Raw genomic sequence first — 17356 nt, 5'->3', positions numbered from 1 at the left:
CAGGAGGTCACCGGGCCCGCAGGCGCGCGGTCGGACCAGGCCGACGCGCTGGATCAGCCCGGGATTCAGGCGGGCTCGGTCGTGGCGACCGGACGCGCGCCCAGGCGCTGGTCGATGCGCAGCAGACCGGAGCCGTCATCGCCGACGAGCTCGAGCTGGCCGACGATCTCGGAGACGGTGGCCTCCTCCTCGATCTGCTCGTCCACGAACCAGTTCAGCAGCGGGCGAGCGTTCAGGTCGCCGGCGGCGTCGGTGGCGCGGTACAGCTCGCGGATGGCCTCGGAGACCTTCTCCTCGTGGGCCAGGGCGGCCTGGAAGATCTGCAGCGCGCTGAGGTCCTTGCCCACCGTCGGCGCGTTGATCGCGCCGATCTGAGCGTGGGCGCCGCGATCGGTCACGTGGTCGATGAACTTGTTGGCGTGGACGATCTCCTCGTCCGCCTGGCGGCGCAGCCACTCGGCCATGCCCGACAGGTCGAGGTTGTCCGCGGAGATGGCGAGCTGGCGGTAGACGATCGACGCCTCCAGCTCGAGGGTGATCTGGTCGTTGAACTTCTGCAGCAGGTCGTCAGTGAGCTTCATGGCCGCCAATGTACGCCCGGCACCGGGGCGTGGGTACCGTGGACAGGCTCACCTCAGTGTCGCGTGGTCGTCGATAGAGTGGCTCCGTGCCGTACCCGTCCGATGATCCGTCCGTGCCGCGGGGCCCGGGTGGCCGACCCGCGCTGGTGGGGCGACGCGTCTTCGGTTCGCCCGCTCGTCGCCGTGTCGTCTACGCCGTGGTGTTCGAACTGCTGGCCGTCCTGTTCACGACGCTCATCCTGGCCGGTGGCGTCGGAGCTGAGCAGGGGCCCGCGCTCCTGGTCGCGGTCGTCTCGTCGGCGGTCGCATTGACGTGGAACCTCGTGTTCAACACTGTCTTTGAACGTCTCGAGCGTCGGCTCGGGGTCACCGGGCGTCCCTGGTGGGCGCGCCTCGCGCATGCCGTCGGGTTCGAGACCGGTCTGGTCGTGTTCCTGGTGCCGGCCGTGGCGCTGATCCTCTCCGTGAGCCTGTGGCAGGCCCTCGTGATCGAGGCCGGCCTGATCGTCTTCTTTCTCGTGTACTCGGCCGTGTACGCCTACCTGTTCGACGTGGTGTTCGGCCTGCCCGACTCCGCCGCCTAGCGGCCGCCGACTAGGCCAGGGACAGGAACTCCCGGATCGCGGGCAGCTCCCGGCGGATCTGCTGGGCGCCCAGCTCGTGGGCGGCGGCCAATCGCGCCACGTCGCGCTCGCCGTTGCTCACCGGCATCGTCTCGGGAGCGAAGACGTATGCCTTGCCCTGGCGTTCGAGCTCGAACACCTCCTCGCGCGTCGCGTTGTAGCGGCGGTGCCGACTGAGCAGCGCGTCGGCGACCGCCGGGTGGCGGCGGAACGTGGCCCGGTAGAACGCCGGGAAGCGCTCGGGCGGCTTGCGGTAGGAGCGCTCGCGCGTGAGCACGAACAGGAACCTGTCATAGCCCGCGTGGCGTGCGGCGGTGATCGGGATGCCGCCGTCGACGCCCAGGGCGCCGTCGACGTACACGGTGTCGTCGAGGCGCACCGGCGGCATGAGCACCGGCATGGTCGAGGAGGCGCGGATGCGCACCATCAGGTCCTCGATCGTGCTGAAGTCCTGGCGCGTCCACCAGCGGGTGTCTCCGGTGACAGCGTCAAAGCCGGCCAGCGTCAGCTGCGCGGGGTTCGCCTCGAAGGTGTCCCAGTCGTAGGGCAGCGCCGCTCCCGGCAGGCCGGCGCGCTGATAGATGTACTCGGCGTGGAAGAGTCCTCGGCCCCGCGCGAACGTGCGCCAGGAGCCGAACATGGGGTCGGCGGCGAAGTCCACGAACGACTCACGGGCACGTTCGGGGGAGCGGGCCAGGTAGTTCGCCGCGTTCGACGACCCCGCCGAGACACCGGTGACGAAGTCGCAGAAGATCCCGTCGCGCAGCAGCGCGGCGACGACCGCCGACGTGTAGCAGGCGCGCATGCCTCCGCCCTCGAAGACGAGGGCCGTGTCCGTGACGGTGCTGTGCAGGCGTGCCGCCGATGCCGTCCGCGGGACGCGGGTGCCGGAGGAGGGTCCGGCGGAGGGGCAGACGCGTTCGCCGTCGGAGGAGGGGCTCTGGTCGGGAGTGTGCTCGGCCACCCGTTCATCCTAGGCTTGTGAGCCATGGCCACCACCGCATTCAAGAGCACCCCCGTCACCACCGTCGGCGAGCTGCCTGTCGTGGGTGAACCCGCCCCCGCGTTCGAACTGACCGGGCAGGACCTGTCCCCGGTCACGCTCAGCGACCACGCCGGCTCCACCGTCGTGCTGAACATCTTCCCGTCGCTGGACACCGGCGTGTGTGCCGCGTCCGTGCGCACCTTCAATCAGCGCGCGAGCGAGGTCGAGGACGCCGTCGTGCTCGCCGTCTCCGCGGATCTGCCGTTCGCGGCCGGACGCTTCTGCAGTGCTGAGGGCATCGACCGGGTCGTCACCGGGTCGACCTTCCGCTCGGACTTCGGCCGCGACTACGGGTTGACGATGCAGGACGGCCCCCTGGCCGGGCTGCTGGCGCGTGCCGTCGTGGTCGTCGGCCCGGACGGCGTTGTCACGCACACCGAGCTGGTCCCGGACATCACCCAGGAGCCGGACTACGACGCCGCCCTCGCCGCGGCGCGCGACTGAGCGGCCCCGAGCCTCGAGGAGATCTGAGCGCACGTGAGCGAGCAGCAGGGCCGCGACGTCGACCGGCACGATCAGCTCGGACCCGACGCCGGCGAGCGCCCCGGGCAGCACTTTTCCGTGCGCGGCCCGTGGGCTCCGCCCGGCCCGGCCCGGTTCGGTCTGCGCCGCACGGCGCCGCACGGCGCGGCCTCGCGCGGCCCGGCGCCGCACGCTCCGAGCCCGTACGGGCCCTGGCCGTACGGCCCCGGTCCCCTCCGGCCCGGCCTCGACGGCGTGCCGTCCGGGTTCCCGCCGGCTCAGGCGGCGCAGCGTTCGCCGCATCGCTCGGGCGGGGGTCGGCTCATCGCAGCGGCCGGGCTGGTCGGGGCTCTGGTGCTCACCCTCGGCGGCGGGGCGATCGCCGTCGGAGAGCTGCGCGACCTGCTGCAGTCGACCGCCCGCGTCGAGGCGCAGGACGGCGGGGTCTCGACGGGCCAGCGCCCCGGCTGGCACCGCGACATCGTCGAGGCCCACGACGGCGTGCAGGTCGACTGGGGTGCACCGGCGCACTCCGGGGCCGCCCTGGACGAGGGGCTGCCGGTCGACGAAGCACCCGGCATCCTGATGGTCGAGTCCCAGGTCGGCATGGGCGTGGGCACCGGCACCGGCATGGTGCTCTCCGCTGACGGACTGGCCATCACGAACTATCACGTGGTCGCGGATTCGACCACGGTGCGCGTCAGCGTCGCAGACACCGGCGAGCTCTTCGAGGCCGAGGTGCTCGGCCGCGACGCCACGCATGACATCGCCGTCCTGCGCCTCCAGGACGCCTCGGGACTGCAGACCGCCTCGCTCGCCGAGGACCCGCCGAGCCGGGGTGATGCGGTGGCCGCGGTCGGCAACGGAAGCGGCCAGGGGTATCTGACGGCCGTGCGCGGAGAAGTGCTCGGCACGGACGAGTCGATCCTCGCCGGCGACGAGCAGCAGCGGGACCTCTCGCACCTGAAGGGCCTGTTCCGCACCGATGCGGACGTCGTGCCCGGGTACTCCGGCGGCCCGCTGGTGAACGCGGACGGCCAGGTCGTGGGCGTCACGGTGGCCGCGAGCGACGGTCGGACCTCGCGGGCGGTCGACGGCTACGCGATCCCGCTGCAGGACGCGATCGACGTCGTCGACCAGGTGCTCTCGGGCGAGGAGACCGAGGACGTCAGCATCGGCGCCGACGGGGCCCTGGGCATCCAGATCATCCAGGACGACGAGCCCACCGGTGTGCGCGTCGAGGGCGTCGAGCCCGGCTCCGCGGCCGACGACATCGGTCTCGAACGCGGCGACCGGATCACCGAGATCGACGGGGAGTCGGTCGGCAACAGCATGAACGTGCTCTCGCGTCGCATCAACGACCGCAACGTCGGCGAGCAGGTGGAGGTCACCTGGATCACCCCCGACGGCGAGGAACGAGAAGAGACGGCCACGCTGCAGGAGGCCGTGGTCAACTGAACCCGTCTGCAGGACGCGCCCGCCCACGACGCGACCCCCGTCAGCGGCCTGCCGGTCGGAGGCCCGTCAGCGGCCTGCCGGCCGGGGGCTCCCTCAGCTCAGGACCTGCAGGGACAGCACCATCGCCGACACCCCGAGCATGAACCCGATCAGAGTGATCCGACGCCCGGCCCCGGCTCGGGCGGTCGGCAGCAGATTGTCGAGGCTGATCGCGACCATGATGCCCGCCACCACCGCGAACACCAGACCCAGCAGGGCGTCGGACACGAACGGGGCGAGCACCAGCCAGCCGACGAGGGCCCCGAGAGGCTCGGCCGCCGCGGTCAACCCGGCCCACAGCAGAGCGGAGCGCCGCGATCCGGTGGCCCGGCGCACCGGGACCGCGACCGCGAGGCCCTCGGGGACGTTGTGCACGGCCATGGCCGCCGCCAGGGCCAAACCGACATGGGGATCGTCGATCGTCGCGGCGAACGTGGCGAACCCCTCGGGAAGATTGTGCAGCCCGATGCCCAACGCCGTGACGAACCCGACCCGGAGCAACCGCCGGTCCGCGACACCGCCCACGGGCGCCGAGGGGCCCGCGCCGCCTGCCCGTCGGCGACCGTCCTCGACGGACGCCCCCGGCAGCCGAACCGCGACCGCCGTGCCGAGAGTCGAGTCCAGCAGCGCGTAGCCGGCGAGCCCGCTCGCGAAGCCCACGAGCACGGCGACGGGGGCGACCGACCCGAGGGACGGCTGCGTGCCCGCGATCGCCTCGGGCACCAGTTCGAGGAACGACACGCTGAGCATGACGCCCGCGGCCATGCCGAGGCCCAGTCCCAGGCTGCGCTGGCCGGGCTCTCGACCGAGCACGCCGAGCAGGCCCCCGGCGAATGTGGCCGCGCCGGCGAACGCCGTGAGGGCCAGGGCAGTGATGAACGGGTCCATTGCGCTCCTGGATCGGGACTCGGACGCGTGGCGCGTCAGGCCAGGCGTGGCGGGGCTGACGAGTTTACCCGCGCGGCGCGCCGGTGGAGGCTGCCGGTGCGGACGTCGGTCCGGCGGACTCACGCATGCAGGGACCTCATCTGATTCTCATAGCTGCGCTTCAGAGTGGAGCCATGATGACGCGATCTGACCAGTCCGGCGGCTCTCGAGCCGATGACCTAAACCGCCCCGGTTTCACCCTGCCCGAGGCGGCAGAGCCGGGCCGGGCCGCTGTCGTCGGGTCCGGGCCGAACGGGCTGACCGCCGCGGCACTGCTGGCCCGAGCCGGCTGGGAGGTGGACGTCTACGAAGCTCACGCGCTGCCGGGTGGAGCGAGCGCCTCGGGAGACACCCTGGGCGCGGGCACGACGGTCGACCTTGGCGCCGCCGGTCACCCCTTCGGCGCCGTCAGCCCCGCGTTCCACGAGCTGCGCCTGAGCGAGCACGGCCTGCGCTGGCGGCACCCGCCGGTCGTGCTGGGGCACCCGCTCGAGGGCGGCGAGGCGGCACTGCTGTACCGCGACCTCGAGCGAACCGCCGAGGGGCTCGGCGAGGACCAGACCGCGTGGCGGGCGTGGCACGCACCGGTGGTGCAGGACCCGTACGGCACAGCGCTGAACGTGCTCGGACCGCTGGCCCGTGCCTGGCCTCGGCCGCTCGGCATGGTCCGATTCGGCCTGCGTGCCCCGTGGTCGGCCACGGTCGCCGCACGCGCCGCGTTCCGTACCGACCAGGCCCGGGCGCTGTTCACCGGCTCCGCCGTGCACGCGATCCTGCCGCCCGGCCGACCGCTGACCGCCGCCTTCGGCACCCTGTTCGGCGGTCTGGGCATGAGCACCGGCTGGCCCGTGGCCGAGGGCGGGTCCGGTGCGATCGTCGCCGCGCTGCTGTCCGTCCTGACCGCTCACGGCGGCCGGGTGCACCTCGGCCACCGGGTCACCGACCTGCGCGAGCTGTCGTCGGCCGACCTGGTCCTGCTCGACACGACGCCGGCCCAGGCGGTCGCTCTGGCCGGCGACCTCATGCCCACGCCCGTCCGAGCACCCCTCTCGCGGTGGCGGCACGGTTCAGGCGTGTCCAAGGTCGACTTCCTGCTCAGCGAGCCCGTGCCGTGGCGGGACGAGCGGCTGCGCGGCGCGGGAACGGTGCACGTCGGGGGCACAGCCGAACACCTCAGCCGCGCCGAGGCCGACGCGCTCGCCGGCCGCATGCCCGAGCGGCCCTTCGTCATGGTCTGCCAGCAGCAGGCCGCCGACCCGTCGCGGGCCGTCGCCGAGGCGGCCGGACACACGGTGCTGTGGACCTACGCCCATGTGCCGCTCGGCTATGCGGGGGCGGTCCGAGCGCGCATCGAGGAGCAGATCGAACGCTTCGCCCCCGGCTTCCGCGACACCGTCGTGCGCGCCGTCGAGACCCGGCCCGCCCAGCTCGAGCAGTGGAACCCGAACCTGGTCGGCGGGGACATCGCCGGCGGATCGATGGCCGGGCTGCAGCTGGCGGCCCGTCCGCGTCCGGCCCTGCGGCCCCACCGGCTGGTGCGTCCCCAGGCGGGGCGGCCCGGGGTCTACCTGGCCTCGGCCTCGACCGCTCCCGGCGCGGGAGTGCACGGCATGGCCGGGGCCTGGGCGGTCCGCACCGCGCTGGCCGACCTGCACGCCGGCCGGGCCACGACGCCGGGCCGCTGAGCCTCGGCCTCTGAGCCCGGGCCGCTGAACCCCGGCCGCTGAACCCCGGCCGTGCCCCTCACATCGTTCCATCACCGCACCAACACCGAGCTCACACGAGAGGCAGATATCCATGAGGTCACTCACCACACACCGCACCGGGCCGTCGACCGGCCCCCGCCGACCCGCGCCGACTGGTTCGGCCTGGCCGTCGGCGCCATCGGTGCCGGGGTGCTGCTCAGCCCCCTGCGCCACTACGCCCGACCGCCGCTCAGCGGCAGAGACGCTCCGAAGTTCACGCGGGACTCGTTCCCCCTGTCGACCTTCCCGATGTTCTCCGAGGCGCGGGGCCGGTCGACGTACGTCCCGCACGTGGTGGGGTACACCGCCGACGGCGACAGGGTCATCCCCTCGTTCGCGCATTTCGGCCCGGGCGGGCTGAACCAGGTGCGTCGACAGGTCTCCCGAGCGGTGCGCCGCGGTGAAGCGGTGCGGGTGGCCCAGGCCTACGCGGATTCGCTGGCGCAGACGCAGGCCCAGGTACGCGGCAGTGTCGCCTCGGCCGCGGGCCGGCGACGAGAGCGACGGCGCCAGGAAGCCTGCATCGAGCGTGTCGAGGTGGTGCGCTCGCGCTTCCGCTTCGAGGAGTACTACGCCGGTCTGCGTCGCCCGCACCGGGAGACCGTCCACGCCGTCGCCCCGGTCGGCGGCGTCGCCCAGGCGGTGCAGCAGAAGAGGACCGCAAGCCAGGTCGCAGAGACCTACGGTGCGCGCGGTGTTGAGGAGGTCCGCCCATGAGTCCCGTGGCACTGCGACTGATGGACACGCTGCGTCCGGTGCTGCCGGCCACTCGACCCGCGCTGCTGCGGCTGGCGGTCGGCGGATACGCCGCGGCGCGCCAGTTCCGGCGTCGGCGGATGTTCCAACGCGTGCACGCGCAGGAGCCGGACCGGTTCGCGCCCGTGGGTCCGTGCCGCGTGCTCTCGCGTCCGCTGCCCCCGGCGGTCGCCGACGCCGTGTTCGACCTGGCGCAGGTCGTCAACGTGGCGGCGACCCTGGGCCTGGCCCACCGTGTCACCGGCCCGGTGAACGCCGCCCTGCAGATCTGGACCACCGCGTACCGGAACTCCTGGGGCATGGTGCTGCACAACGACAACATGGTGGTGCTTCACCAGGCGGTCCTGGGCTGCACGCGGTCTGCGGATGCGTGGAGCGTCGACGCCCTCGTGCGCGGCCGTTGGCACCTCCGCGACGTCGCCGCGCGTCGGTACGGAGCCGTGCCGGTGGCCATGAACACCGCCAGCGCTGCGGTCTACCTGATCTGCGGCGTCGCGAAGGTCCGCAGTGAGTTGGGGCTGCGGTGGGCCGGCGGCGACGTGCTGCGCGGACAGATCGCCGTGGACGGCCTGCGTAAGGACCTGTTCGGCTCGTCCAAGCAGGACCTCGGGGTCACCTTGTATTCACGGCGGCGTCTGTTCACGGCGTTGGCCGCCGGTGCGCTGGTGGTTGAGCTCGCGGCGCCGGCGGCGCTGGTGCACCCGAGCATCGGCCGCCTCTTCGCGCTGGGCGCGTGGGGGATGCACGGGGGGATCCGCGCGGTGATGGGGATTCATTTCCCCTACAACACCTCGGGCGTCGCGTATCTGAGCTTCTTCGTGCTTGGCCGTCGCCGCCTCCTGCATCGCTGAGGCGAGGCGGAGCAGGGCGGGCCCGGCGGCGCCGTCTCGGGCGAGGCCGGGCGCCGCCGGGTCGACGGGGGCCGAAATGTGACGTGGAGGTGACCACGGCGGAGTGAACCTGTGCATAATACTGCAATCCATCACATAAGTGATTCGCGGGTCACACTTTGATATGAGCTCGTCGACCATTAGTGTGATGGCCATCTCATTGCGGGCTGTGGCCCGCAGCAGAGACGACCATCCCCGATGCCGCGTCCCGAGGTCGCGGCCTCACTCGCCTGAAGGCGCACCCGCGCCTTTGATGAATGGAGCACTTCCATGAAGCACTCGAAGCTCTCGGCGGCGGCCGCCCTGACCGCCGGCTCGGCTTTGGTCCTGTCCGCCTGCGCTCCCGCCGGGCCGGCGGACGCGAAGAAGGAGGAGGGCGGCGGCAGCGTCTCCTACTCCGTGGGCGCCGACGAATTCGCCTCGTACAACGGCGTCCAGTCGAACACCTACTCCACGTACAACTCGGCCGTCGTGGACCGCCTGTTCTCCAGCTTCTGGACTTTCGGCCCCAAGGGCGAGATCGTCCGCAACGAGGAGTTCGGCACGTACAAGAAGGTCTCGGATGACCCGCTCACGGTCGAGTACGAGATCAGCGAGGACGCGAAGTGGTCCGACGGCACCGACGTGACCGCCGGCGACTTCATCGTGCAGTGGGCCGCCGACAACCCGGAGATCACGAAGGAGGACGGCGAGACCCCGCTGTTCGACTCGATCACCTCGGACCCGGGCACCTACATCAAGCAGGCCCCGAAGGGTGACCCCAAGGGCAAGAAGTTCACCGTTACCTATGACCAGCCGTATGCCGACTGGGAGATCCTGATCAACACCGCCCTTCCCGCGCACGTGATCGCGGAGGAGTCGGGCATGGAGTTCGAGGAGCTCGTCGAGGCGGCCCGGGAGAAGGACGCGGACAAGCTCGAGAAGGCCGCGAAGTTCTGGAACGAGGGCTGGGACTTCAAGCCCGGCAAGCTGCCCGACCAGAGCAAGATCCCCTCGATGGGCCCGTACAAGATCAAGGAAGACGGCTGGCAGGCCGGCCAGTCGATCACCCTCGAGGCCAATGACAAGTACTGGGGCGAGAAGCCGGGCATCGAGGAGCTGGTCATCAAGATGGCCGCCCCGGAGACGCACGTGCAGTCGCTGCAGAACGGCGACATCGATGTGATCGAGCCGCAGGCCACCGTCGACACCATGAAGCAGCTCGAGGGGCTCGGTGACCAGGCGAAGGTCCAGACCGGCGACCTGATGACCTGGGAGCACCTGGACTTCTACCGCGGCGACGGCTCCCCGTTCAACGACGAGAAGGTGCGTGAGGCGTTCGCGCTGTGCGTGCCGCGTCAGCAGATCGTCGACAACCTCGTCAAGCCGATCGTCGACGACGCCGAGGTGATGAACCTGCGCGAGGTGTTCCCGTTCCAGGACGGCTACGAGGACATCGTGAAGGAGGCCGTCCCGGAGCAGATGCAGTCCGGTGAGGCCGACGTCGAGAAGGCCAAGCAGCTGCTGAAGGAGGCCGGCGCCGAGGGCACGACGATCCGTGTCGGCTACCAGAACGGCAACCAGCGCCGCACAGAGACCGTCTCGCTGATCAAGAGCTCGTGCGATGAGGCCGGCTTCGAGATCAAGGACGCCGGCGACGAGAACTTCTTCACCGAGGTCATGCCCGCCGGTGACTTCGACGTGGCCCTGTTCGCGTGGTCCGGCTCCGGTCAGAAGGCCTCGGGCCGGAACATCTACCACTCCTCCGGCAAGCAGAACCAGGTGAAGTACTCCAACGAGAAGGTGGACAAGGCCTGGGACGAGCTTGCCTCCGAACTCGACGAGGACAAGCAGAAGGAGAAGGTCGCCGAGATCGAGAAGCTGCTGTGGGAGGACTACCAGGCCATCCCGCTGTACGCGCACCCGGGCATCGTCGGCCACTCCGCGAACCTCGAGAACGTCGAGCAGGCCGCCACGCAGTCCGGCGCCCTGTGGAACGTCGAGAAGTGGACCCGCTCCGAGTGATCTGAGTCGCGGCGCGCAGACGCGCCGGTCAGGGGAGGGCGCGGGCCGTCTTCGATGAGCCCGCGCCCTCCGGCGTCGGGGCCGACACCCCTGCGGCCCGGCCCCGACCGTCTCCACGCCGACGCACTCGTCGCGCCCGCCTCATGATGCTCACCACCTCCGTGCACGGAAGGTCACCCCTGTTGTGCTGAAGTTCATCCTCAAGCGTCTCGCCAGCTCGCTGCTGGTCCTGTTCGGCGCCTCCGTCCTCCTGTTTGTCCTGGTCATCAACTCCGGTGACCCCCTCAAAGACCTGCGCGAGTCGCAGAGCAACAACCGCGAGACCCTCATGGCGGCCCGCACCGAGTTCATGGGGCTCGACCAGCCGTGGTTCGTCCGATACTTCGACTGGCTCAAGGGAGTCGGCGGCTGCGTCGTGGGCCAGTGCGACCTCGGCCTGAACCGGTCGGGTCAGCCTGTGCTCACGCTGCTGCAGAACGCCGCGAGCTCCACGCTGCGCCTGGTCATCCTGGCCACCGTGCTCGCGATCATCATCGGCGTCGCCGTCGGCATCATCACCGCGATCCGCCAGTACTCGGGGCTCGACTACGCCGTCACGTTCCTGATCTTCCTGTTCTTCTCCCTGCCGGTGTTCTGGGCGGCGGTCCTGCTCAAGGAGTACATGGCGATCGGCTTCAACAACTGGATCGCGAGCCCCACCTTGAACTGGGGGTTGTTGATCGTCGCCGCGGTCGTTCTCGGCCTCGCGCTGCAGGGCGCGATGGGCGGCGGGGCGAAGCGACGCCTGTTCACGTTCCTCGCCACCGCCGCGTTCGTGCTCGGTGTGATCCCGCTTCTGCACGCCCTGGACTTCTGGCGCACGCCCGTGCTCGGCTACCCGGCCGTGATCCTCGTCGGCCTCGGTGCGGCGGTCGCCGCCACCGCGATCGTCTCCGGTCTGCGCAATCGTCCCGTGCTGCACGCCGGACTGGCGACCGTTCTCGTCGGCGTCCTCGTCTTCACCGTGCTGCGCTATTCGGGGCTGCTGTGGGCCCAGGCCTCGTGGTGGCTGCTGGCCGTGCTCGGCGTGGTCACCGTGCTGGTCGGCGTGCTGATCGGCCGCCTGATGGGCAAGACCTCGAAGGGCTCGGCAGTGGCGGTCTCCGTCACCACGGCGCTGTTCATGGCGGTCACCATCGTCGCCGACACGTTGGCCCTGTACTGGCCAGCGTTCCTCAGCGCGAAGTCCCGGCCGATCTCCACGATCGGCTCGGAGACACCGAACTTCGACGAGCCGTTCTGGGTGCAGTTCCTGGACAAGGGCGCGCAGCTGCTGCTGCCGACCATCCTGCTGACGATCATCTCCGTGGCGACTTACTCGCGCTACACGCGTGCCTCGATGCTCGAGGTCTCCCGGCAGGATTACATTCGCACCGCGCGAGCCAAGGGCCTGCCTGAGCGCCAGGTGATCCTCAAGCACGCCTTCCGCAACTCGTTGATCCCGATCACCACGATCATGGCCTTCGACTTCGCCGGTCTGATCGGCGGTGCCGTCATCACCGAGCGCGTCTTCGGCTGGAAGGGCATGGGCGAGCTGTTCGCCACCGGCCTCGACCAGGTCGACCCGGCGCCCGTGATGGCCTTCTTCCTGGTCACGGGCACCGCGGCCGTGCTGATGAACCTGATGGCGGACGTGTTCTACGCCCTCCTTGACCCCCGGATTCGAGTGTGATCGCCATGACCACCACCTCCCAGACGGCCCAGCAGGCCGACCAGCAGCAGTCCTTCGACCTCGCCGAAGCCGAAGACGCCAAGCTGCGAGCCAAGACCGGCAAGTCCTACAGCCAGGGTCAGCTGGTCCGCAAGCGCTTTTTCGCGCACAAAGCGGCCATGATCTCGCTCGTGGTGCTGAGTCTGGTGACATTGCTGGCGTTCACGTCCATCGGCTTCGCGGGCATCCCCGGCTGGTGGGACAAGTCCTACCTCGACGCGGCCACCGTGCAGAACGGCGGCCGACCGACCCTCTCTCTCGTGCCGCAGTTCCTGGGCGGTGAGGGCATCCGCTGGGGCGAGCATCCCTTCGGTCAGGACTCCACCGGCAAGGACTGGTTCGCCCTCGTGATGCGCGGCACGCAGCAGTCGCTGATCATCGCGTTCATCGTGGGCATCGTCTCCACCGCGCTCGGCGCCCTGATCGGCGCGGTCTCCGGCTACTTCGGCGGCTGGATCGACTCGCTGCTGATGCGCCTGACCGACCTGGTCATCGTGATTCCCCTGCTCGTGCTCGCCGCGGTGCTGGGCAAGATGTCCAGCCAGCTGCCCGGAGGCATCGTGCCGTTGGCGATCGTCCTCGGCCTGGTGACCTGGACGGCGCTGGCCCGCCTGGTGCGCGGTGAAGTGCTCTCGCTGCGCGAGAAGGAGTTCGTCTCCGCCGCGGTCGCAATGGGCGCCAAGCCCGGGCGCATCATCTTCAAGCACCTGCTGCCGAACACGGTGGGCGTGATCGTCGTGAACGCGACGTTCGCGATCGCCGCGGCCGTGCTGCTGGAGACCTCGCTGTCGTACCTGGGCTTCGGCGTCCGCCCGCCCGAGTCCTCCCTGGGTCTGCTCATCAGCCAGTACCAGAACGCGTTCACCACCCGGCCGTGGCTGTTCTGGTGGCCGGGCATGATGATCCTCGCGATCGCCCTGTCCGTGAACTTCCTCGGCGACGGGCTGCGCGACGCGTTCGACCCGCGCCAGTCCAATGCCGCCCGACGTCGGCGGGGGCTCGCCGGGATCTCCGGCCGCGGCAAGGCCGCACAGCAGTCCGCGCACTCCGACCAGGCCGACCACGCGCCGCGCCCGGACGCGCCTGACACCGACGGACCCGACACCGACGCGCCCGAGGGCGCGACCCGCTGAGGCGGAGTCGAGAAGGAAGAGACCCTCATGTTCGGAAACAAGAAGAAGGCGACGGCCTCGACCGCGGACACCGCGGCGCACGAGGACGCCCCCGCGGCCGCGACGGCGTCGGACTCCGACGGCACCGGCCAGGTGGCGGAGCCGAGCACCGGGCCGCGGCCCGCGCTCGGCCAGGCCGACTACCGCGAGGGCGGGCTCACCCCGGGCCCGGCCACCAGCGCCATCGGCGTCGTCGAACGCCATGACGACGACGGCACTCCCGTGCTCTCGTACGAGGATGTGAACGTGCGTTTCGCCACGGAGTTCGGCGAGGTCCACGCGGTCAAGGGCGTCAGCTTCGACGTGGCGCCCGGCGAGATCGTCGCCCTGGTGGGCGAGTCCGGCTCGGGCAAGTCCGTCACCAGCTCCACGGCGATGGGCCTGCTGCCCAAGAACGCGGAGGTCTCCGGCTCGGTCCGCCTGGCCGGCGAGGAGGTCCTGGAGATGTCCGACGCCGCGCTGCGTGCCAAGCGCGGCAAGGACGTCGCCATGATCTTCCAGGAGCCGATGACCGCGCTGAACCCCGTGCTCACGGTCGGCGATCAGCTCACCGAGGCGCTCGAGCTGCACGGGCTGGCCTTCGGCACCGACGCGGACGAACGCGCCGCCGAGCTGCTGACCATGGTCGGCATCCCGGACGCGAAGGCCCGGCTCAAGCAGTACCCGCACCAGTTCTCCGGCGGTCAGCGCCAGCGCATCGTGATCGCGATGGCCATCAGCTGCTCGCCCAAGGTCATCATCGCCGACGAGCCAACCACGGCCCTCGACGTGACCGTGCAGGCCGAGATCCTCGAGCTGCTGCGCTCGCTCAAGCACAAGCTCAACACCGGCATCCTGCTGATCACCCACAACATGGGCGTGGTCGCGGACATGGCGGATCGCGTGTGCGTGATGCTGCACGGCGAACTCGTCGAGACCGGCCACGTGCACCAGGTGATGCAGCGGCCCCAGCACCCGTACACCCAGCGGCTGCTCTCGTCCGTGCCGCGCCTGGGGGAGGGGTTCGAGGTCGCCGAGCCGACCCCGGTCACCGCGACCCAGACGCGGGCGACGTACGCGATCGAGGCGAGGGACCTGAACCTCGAGTACGACCACCGCGGCAAGAAGAAGCGAGTCGTGCACGACGTGTCGTTCACCGTCGCGCCGGGGGAGATCCTCGGACTGGTCGGCGAGTCCGGATCGGGCAAGTCGACGATCGCCAAGTCGGTGCTCGGTCTGCTGAACATCGCTGCGGGCTCGCTGACGATCCACGGGGAAGACCTGTCGGCCATGCCCGCCAAGCGGCAGCGCGAGCTGCGCCGGCGCATCGGCGTCGTCTTCCAGGACCCGGCGGCCTCGCTCGACCCGCGCTTCCCGATCGGCGACATCATCACCGAGCCGATGGTCGTGCACGGGGTGGGGGATCGGAAGGCCCGGCTCGAGCGAGCCTATGAGCTGCTCGACGCGGTGAAGCTGCCGCGCGAGGTGGTCAACCGGTTCCCGCATGAGCTCTCGGGCGGTCAGCGCCAGCGCATTTCGATCGCCCGTGCGCTGACCCTCGACCCGGAGGTGCTGATCGCCGACGAGCCGACCTCGGCGCTCGACGTGTCGGTGCAGGCCGCGGTGCTTGACATGTTCGCCGAGCTGCAGCAGCGCTACGAGTTCGCGTGCCTGTTCGTCTCGCATGATCTCGCGGTCGTGGACATGCTGGCGCACAAGGTTCTCGTGCTCAAGGACGGCCGTCAGGTCGAGCAGGGCACCACGAACGAGGTGTTGCACGCCCCGCAGGCCGAGTACACGCGGCGTCTTCTGGCCGCCGCCCCGGTGCCGGATCCGGACCAGCAGGCCCGGCGCCGCCAGCAGCGGCGCGAGCTGCTCGCCACCCTGGGCGAGTACGCCTACTGATCCGCACCGGCCTGCCGCTCCGGCCCCGCCCGCGTACAATCGCTGGCGGGGCCGGACGCATGTGCGACCCTGGAATGCAATCTGACGCACACCCGGACAGGACCTTCATGACCTCCACTCAGACCCGCCGCACCGACCTGCGCAACGTCGCCATCGTGGCCCACGTGGACCACGGCAAGACCACGCTCGTGGACGCGATGCTCCGCCAGACCGGCGCGTTCAACACCCATGGCGACGTCGCCGAGCGCGTCATGGACTCCGGAGACCTGGAGAAGGAGAAGGGCATCACGATCCTCGCCAAGAACACCACGGTGTTCTATGACGGGCCCTCGGCCCCCGACGGCGAGACCGTCACCATCAACGTCATCGACACCCCCGGACACGCCGACTTCGGCGGCGAGGTCGAGCGCGGCCTGTCGATGGTCGACGGCGTCGTGTTGCTCGTCGACTCCTCCGAGGGCCCGCTGCCGCAGACGCGCTTCGTGCTGCGCAAGGCGCTGGCCGCGAAGCTGCCCGTCGTCCTGGTGGTCAACAAGACCGACCGCCCCGACGCCCGCATCGAGGGCGTCGTCTCGGACTCGATGGACCTGCTGCTCGGCCTGGCCTCGGACCTGGCGGAGGAGGACGAGGACCTGGACCTGGACTCGGTGCTCAACGTGCCGGTCGTCTACGCCTCCGGCAAGACCGGCCGTGCCTCCACCGAACAGCCCGCCGACGGCGGCCTGCCCGACTCCGAGGACCTCGAGCCGCTGTTCCAGGTGATCATGGAGCACGTGCCCGCCCCGACCTACGACGAGGGCGAGGTCCTGCAGGCACACGTGACCAACCTCGACGCCTCGCCGTTCCTGGGCCGTCTGGCTCTGCTGCGCATCTTCAACGGCACCCTGAAGAAGGGCCAGCAGGTCGCCTGGGCCCGCCAGGACGGCCAGCTGAAGACCGTGAAGATCACCGAGCTGTTGGCCACCCGCGGCCTCGAACGTGTGCCCGCCGAGCAGGCCGGCCCGGGGGAGATCGTCGCGGTCGCCGGCATCGAGGACATCATGATCGGCGAGACCCTCACGGACGCCGAGACCCCGAAGCCGCTGCCGCTGATCACCGTGGACGATCCGGCCATCTCCATGACCGTCGGCATCAACACCTCGCCGATGGCCTGCCGGGTCAAGGGGGCCAAGGTCACGGCCCGACAGGTGAAGGACCGCCTCGACAAGGAGCTCATCGGCAACGTCTCGCTCAAGGTGCTGCCCACCGACCGCCCTGACGCGTGGGAGGTGCAGGGCCGCGGCGAGCTCGCGCTGGCGATCCTCGTCGAGCAGATGCGTCGCGAGGGCTTCGAGCTGACCGTGGGCAAGCCGCAGGTGGTCACCAAGACCGTCGACGGCAAGGTCCACGAGCCGATGGAGCGCATGACCATCGACATCCCCGAGGAGTTCATGGGCGCGGTCACGCAGCTGATGGCCGGCCGCAAGGGCCGCATGCAGGAGATGTCGAACCACGGCACCGGGTGGATCCGCATGGACTTCCTGGTCCCGGCGCGCGGTCTGATCGGCTTCCGCACCCGGTTCCTCACCGAGACCCGCGGCGCCGGCATCGCCGCGTCGGAGTCCGCGGGCTACGAGCCGTGGGCCGGCGAGATCGAGTACCGCACCAGCGGCTCGCTCGTCGCCGACCGGGCCGGCTCGGCCACGCCGTTCGCCATGATCAACCTCCAGGAGCGCGGCACGTTCTTCATCAAGCCCGGCTCCGAGGTGTACGAGGGGATGATCGTCGGGGAGAACTCGCGCAACGAGGACATGGACGTGAACATCACCAAGGAGAAGAAGCTCACGAACATGCGCTCGGCCTCCGCGGACTCCTTCGAGGGCCTGACCCCGCCGACGATCCTCACCCTCGAGGAGTCCCTTGAATTCGCGCGTGAAGACGAATGCGTGGAGGTCACCCCGGAGGACATCCGCATCCGCAAGGTGATCCTGGACGCCAACGAGCGCATGAAGGCTGCTCGCGCACGCGCCCGTGCCTGACC

General features: G+C 70.4%; 14 protein-coding genes. 11 read left to right on the top strand and 3 right to left on the bottom strand.

Annotated features, from left to right (window positions below; translation table 11 throughout):
* Positions 1–65: 65 nt before the first annotated feature.
* The gene (locus tag HDA30_RS05610; protein ID WP_158496691.1) at positions 66–581 is read right to left on the bottom strand and encodes a ferritin; all 516 of its coding nucleotides are present in this window, start codon (positions 579–581) and stop codon (positions 66–68) included.
* Positions 582–667: 86 nt separating this feature from the next.
* Between HDA30_RS05610 and HDA30_RS05605 the strand changes: the two genes are divergently transcribed.
* A complete protein-coding gene (locus HDA30_RS05605) occupies positions 668–1165 on the top strand; it encodes a PACE efflux transporter (RefSeq protein WP_343059305.1) in 498 nt (165 codons plus the stop codon).
* Positions 1166–1175: 10 nt separating this feature from the next.
* On the opposite strand, the gene HDA30_RS05600 is transcribed toward HDA30_RS05605, so the two are convergent.
* Positions 1176–2057: a patatin-like phospholipase family protein gene (locus HDA30_RS05600; protein WP_281383499.1), complete on the bottom strand. Its 882-nt coding sequence runs from the start codon at positions 2055–2057 to the stop codon at positions 1176–1178.
* Between the two features lie 135 nt (positions 2058–2192).
* On the opposite strand from HDA30_RS05600, the gene tpx reads away from it, so the two are divergent.
* Both tpx and HDA30_RS05590 read left to right on the top strand, forming a co-directional pair.
* Positions 2193–2693: a thiol peroxidase gene (gene tpx / locus HDA30_RS05595; protein WP_158496692.1), complete on the top strand. Its 501-nt coding sequence runs from the start codon at positions 2193–2195 to the stop codon at positions 2691–2693.
* 33 nt (positions 2694–2726) lie between these two features.
* On the top strand, positions 2727–4169 hold the full coding sequence (locus tag HDA30_RS05590; protein ID WP_288817735.1) for a trypsin-like peptidase domain-containing protein: 1443 nt from the start codon (positions 2727–2729) through the stop codon (positions 4167–4169).
* Between the two features lie 93 nt (positions 4170–4262).
* Here the strand turns inward: HDA30_RS05590 and zupT are convergent, their stop codons facing one another.
* Positions 4263–5096 (bottom strand): zinc transporter ZupT, encoded by an 834-nt coding sequence (gene zupT / locus HDA30_RS05585; RefSeq protein ID WP_158496693.1) that lies wholly within the window; start codon positions 5094–5096, stop codon positions 4263–4265.
* 173 nt (positions 5097–5269) lie between these two features.
* On the opposite strand from zupT, the gene HDA30_RS05580 reads away from it, so the two are divergent.
* From HDA30_RS05580 to typA, 8 genes are all read left to right on the top strand, one after another.
* Positions 5270–6820, top strand: a complete 1551-nt coding sequence (locus HDA30_RS05580) for a phytoene desaturase family protein (protein ID WP_246418709.1) — start codon at positions 5270–5272, stop codon at positions 6818–6820.
* Positions 6821–6871: 51 nt separating this feature from the next.
* Positions 6872–7597 carry a hypothetical protein gene (locus tag HDA30_RS05575; RefSeq protein WP_184241333.1) on the top strand — a complete coding sequence of 242 codons (726 nt, stop codon included), beginning with the start codon at positions 6872–6874 and terminating at the stop codon, positions 7595–7597.
* Positions 7594–8487 (top strand): hypothetical protein, encoded by an 894-nt coding sequence (locus HDA30_RS05570; RefSeq protein WP_184241332.1) that lies wholly within the window; start codon positions 7594–7596, stop codon positions 8485–8487. The genes HDA30_RS05575 and HDA30_RS05570 overlap by 4 nt, the downstream gene beginning before the upstream one ends.
* 309 nt (positions 8488–8796) lie before the next feature.
* Positions 8797–10530, top strand: a complete 1734-nt coding sequence (locus tag HDA30_RS05565) for an ABC transporter family substrate-binding protein (RefSeq protein ID WP_184241331.1) — start codon at positions 8797–8799, stop codon at positions 10528–10530.
* A gap of 184 nt (positions 10531–10714) precedes the next feature.
* Complete coding sequence (locus tag HDA30_RS05560; RefSeq protein ID WP_184241330.1) at positions 10715–12241, top strand: ABC transporter permease; 1527 nt, start codon at positions 10715–10717, stop codon at positions 12239–12241.
* A 5-nt stretch (positions 12242–12246) separates the two neighbouring features.
* Positions 12247–13413, top strand: a complete 1167-nt coding sequence (locus tag HDA30_RS05555) for an ABC transporter permease (RefSeq protein WP_184241329.1) — start codon at positions 12247–12249, stop codon at positions 13411–13413.
* 27 nt (positions 13414–13440) lie between these two features.
* Entirely contained in the window at positions 13441–15336 is a 1896-nt protein-coding gene (locus HDA30_RS05550) for an ABC transporter ATP-binding protein (protein WP_221419049.1), read from the top strand.
* Positions 15337–15443: 107 nt separating this feature from the next.
* Positions 15444–17354 (top strand): translational GTPase TypA, encoded by a 1911-nt coding sequence (gene typA / locus HDA30_RS05545; RefSeq protein ID WP_184241328.1) that lies wholly within the window; start codon positions 15444–15446, stop codon positions 17352–17354.
* The last annotated feature ends 2 nt before the right edge of the window (positions 17355–17356 follow it).

The sequence above is a fragment of the Micrococcus cohnii genome, from assembly GCF_014205175.1.
In the GTDB taxonomy this organism is placed as follows: Bacteria; Actinomycetota; Actinomycetes; order Actinomycetales; family Micrococcaceae; genus Micrococcus; species Micrococcus cohnii.
The sequence above is the reverse complement of the archived record's forward strand: the minus strand, read 5'-3'. Positions and strand labels throughout refer to the sequence as shown.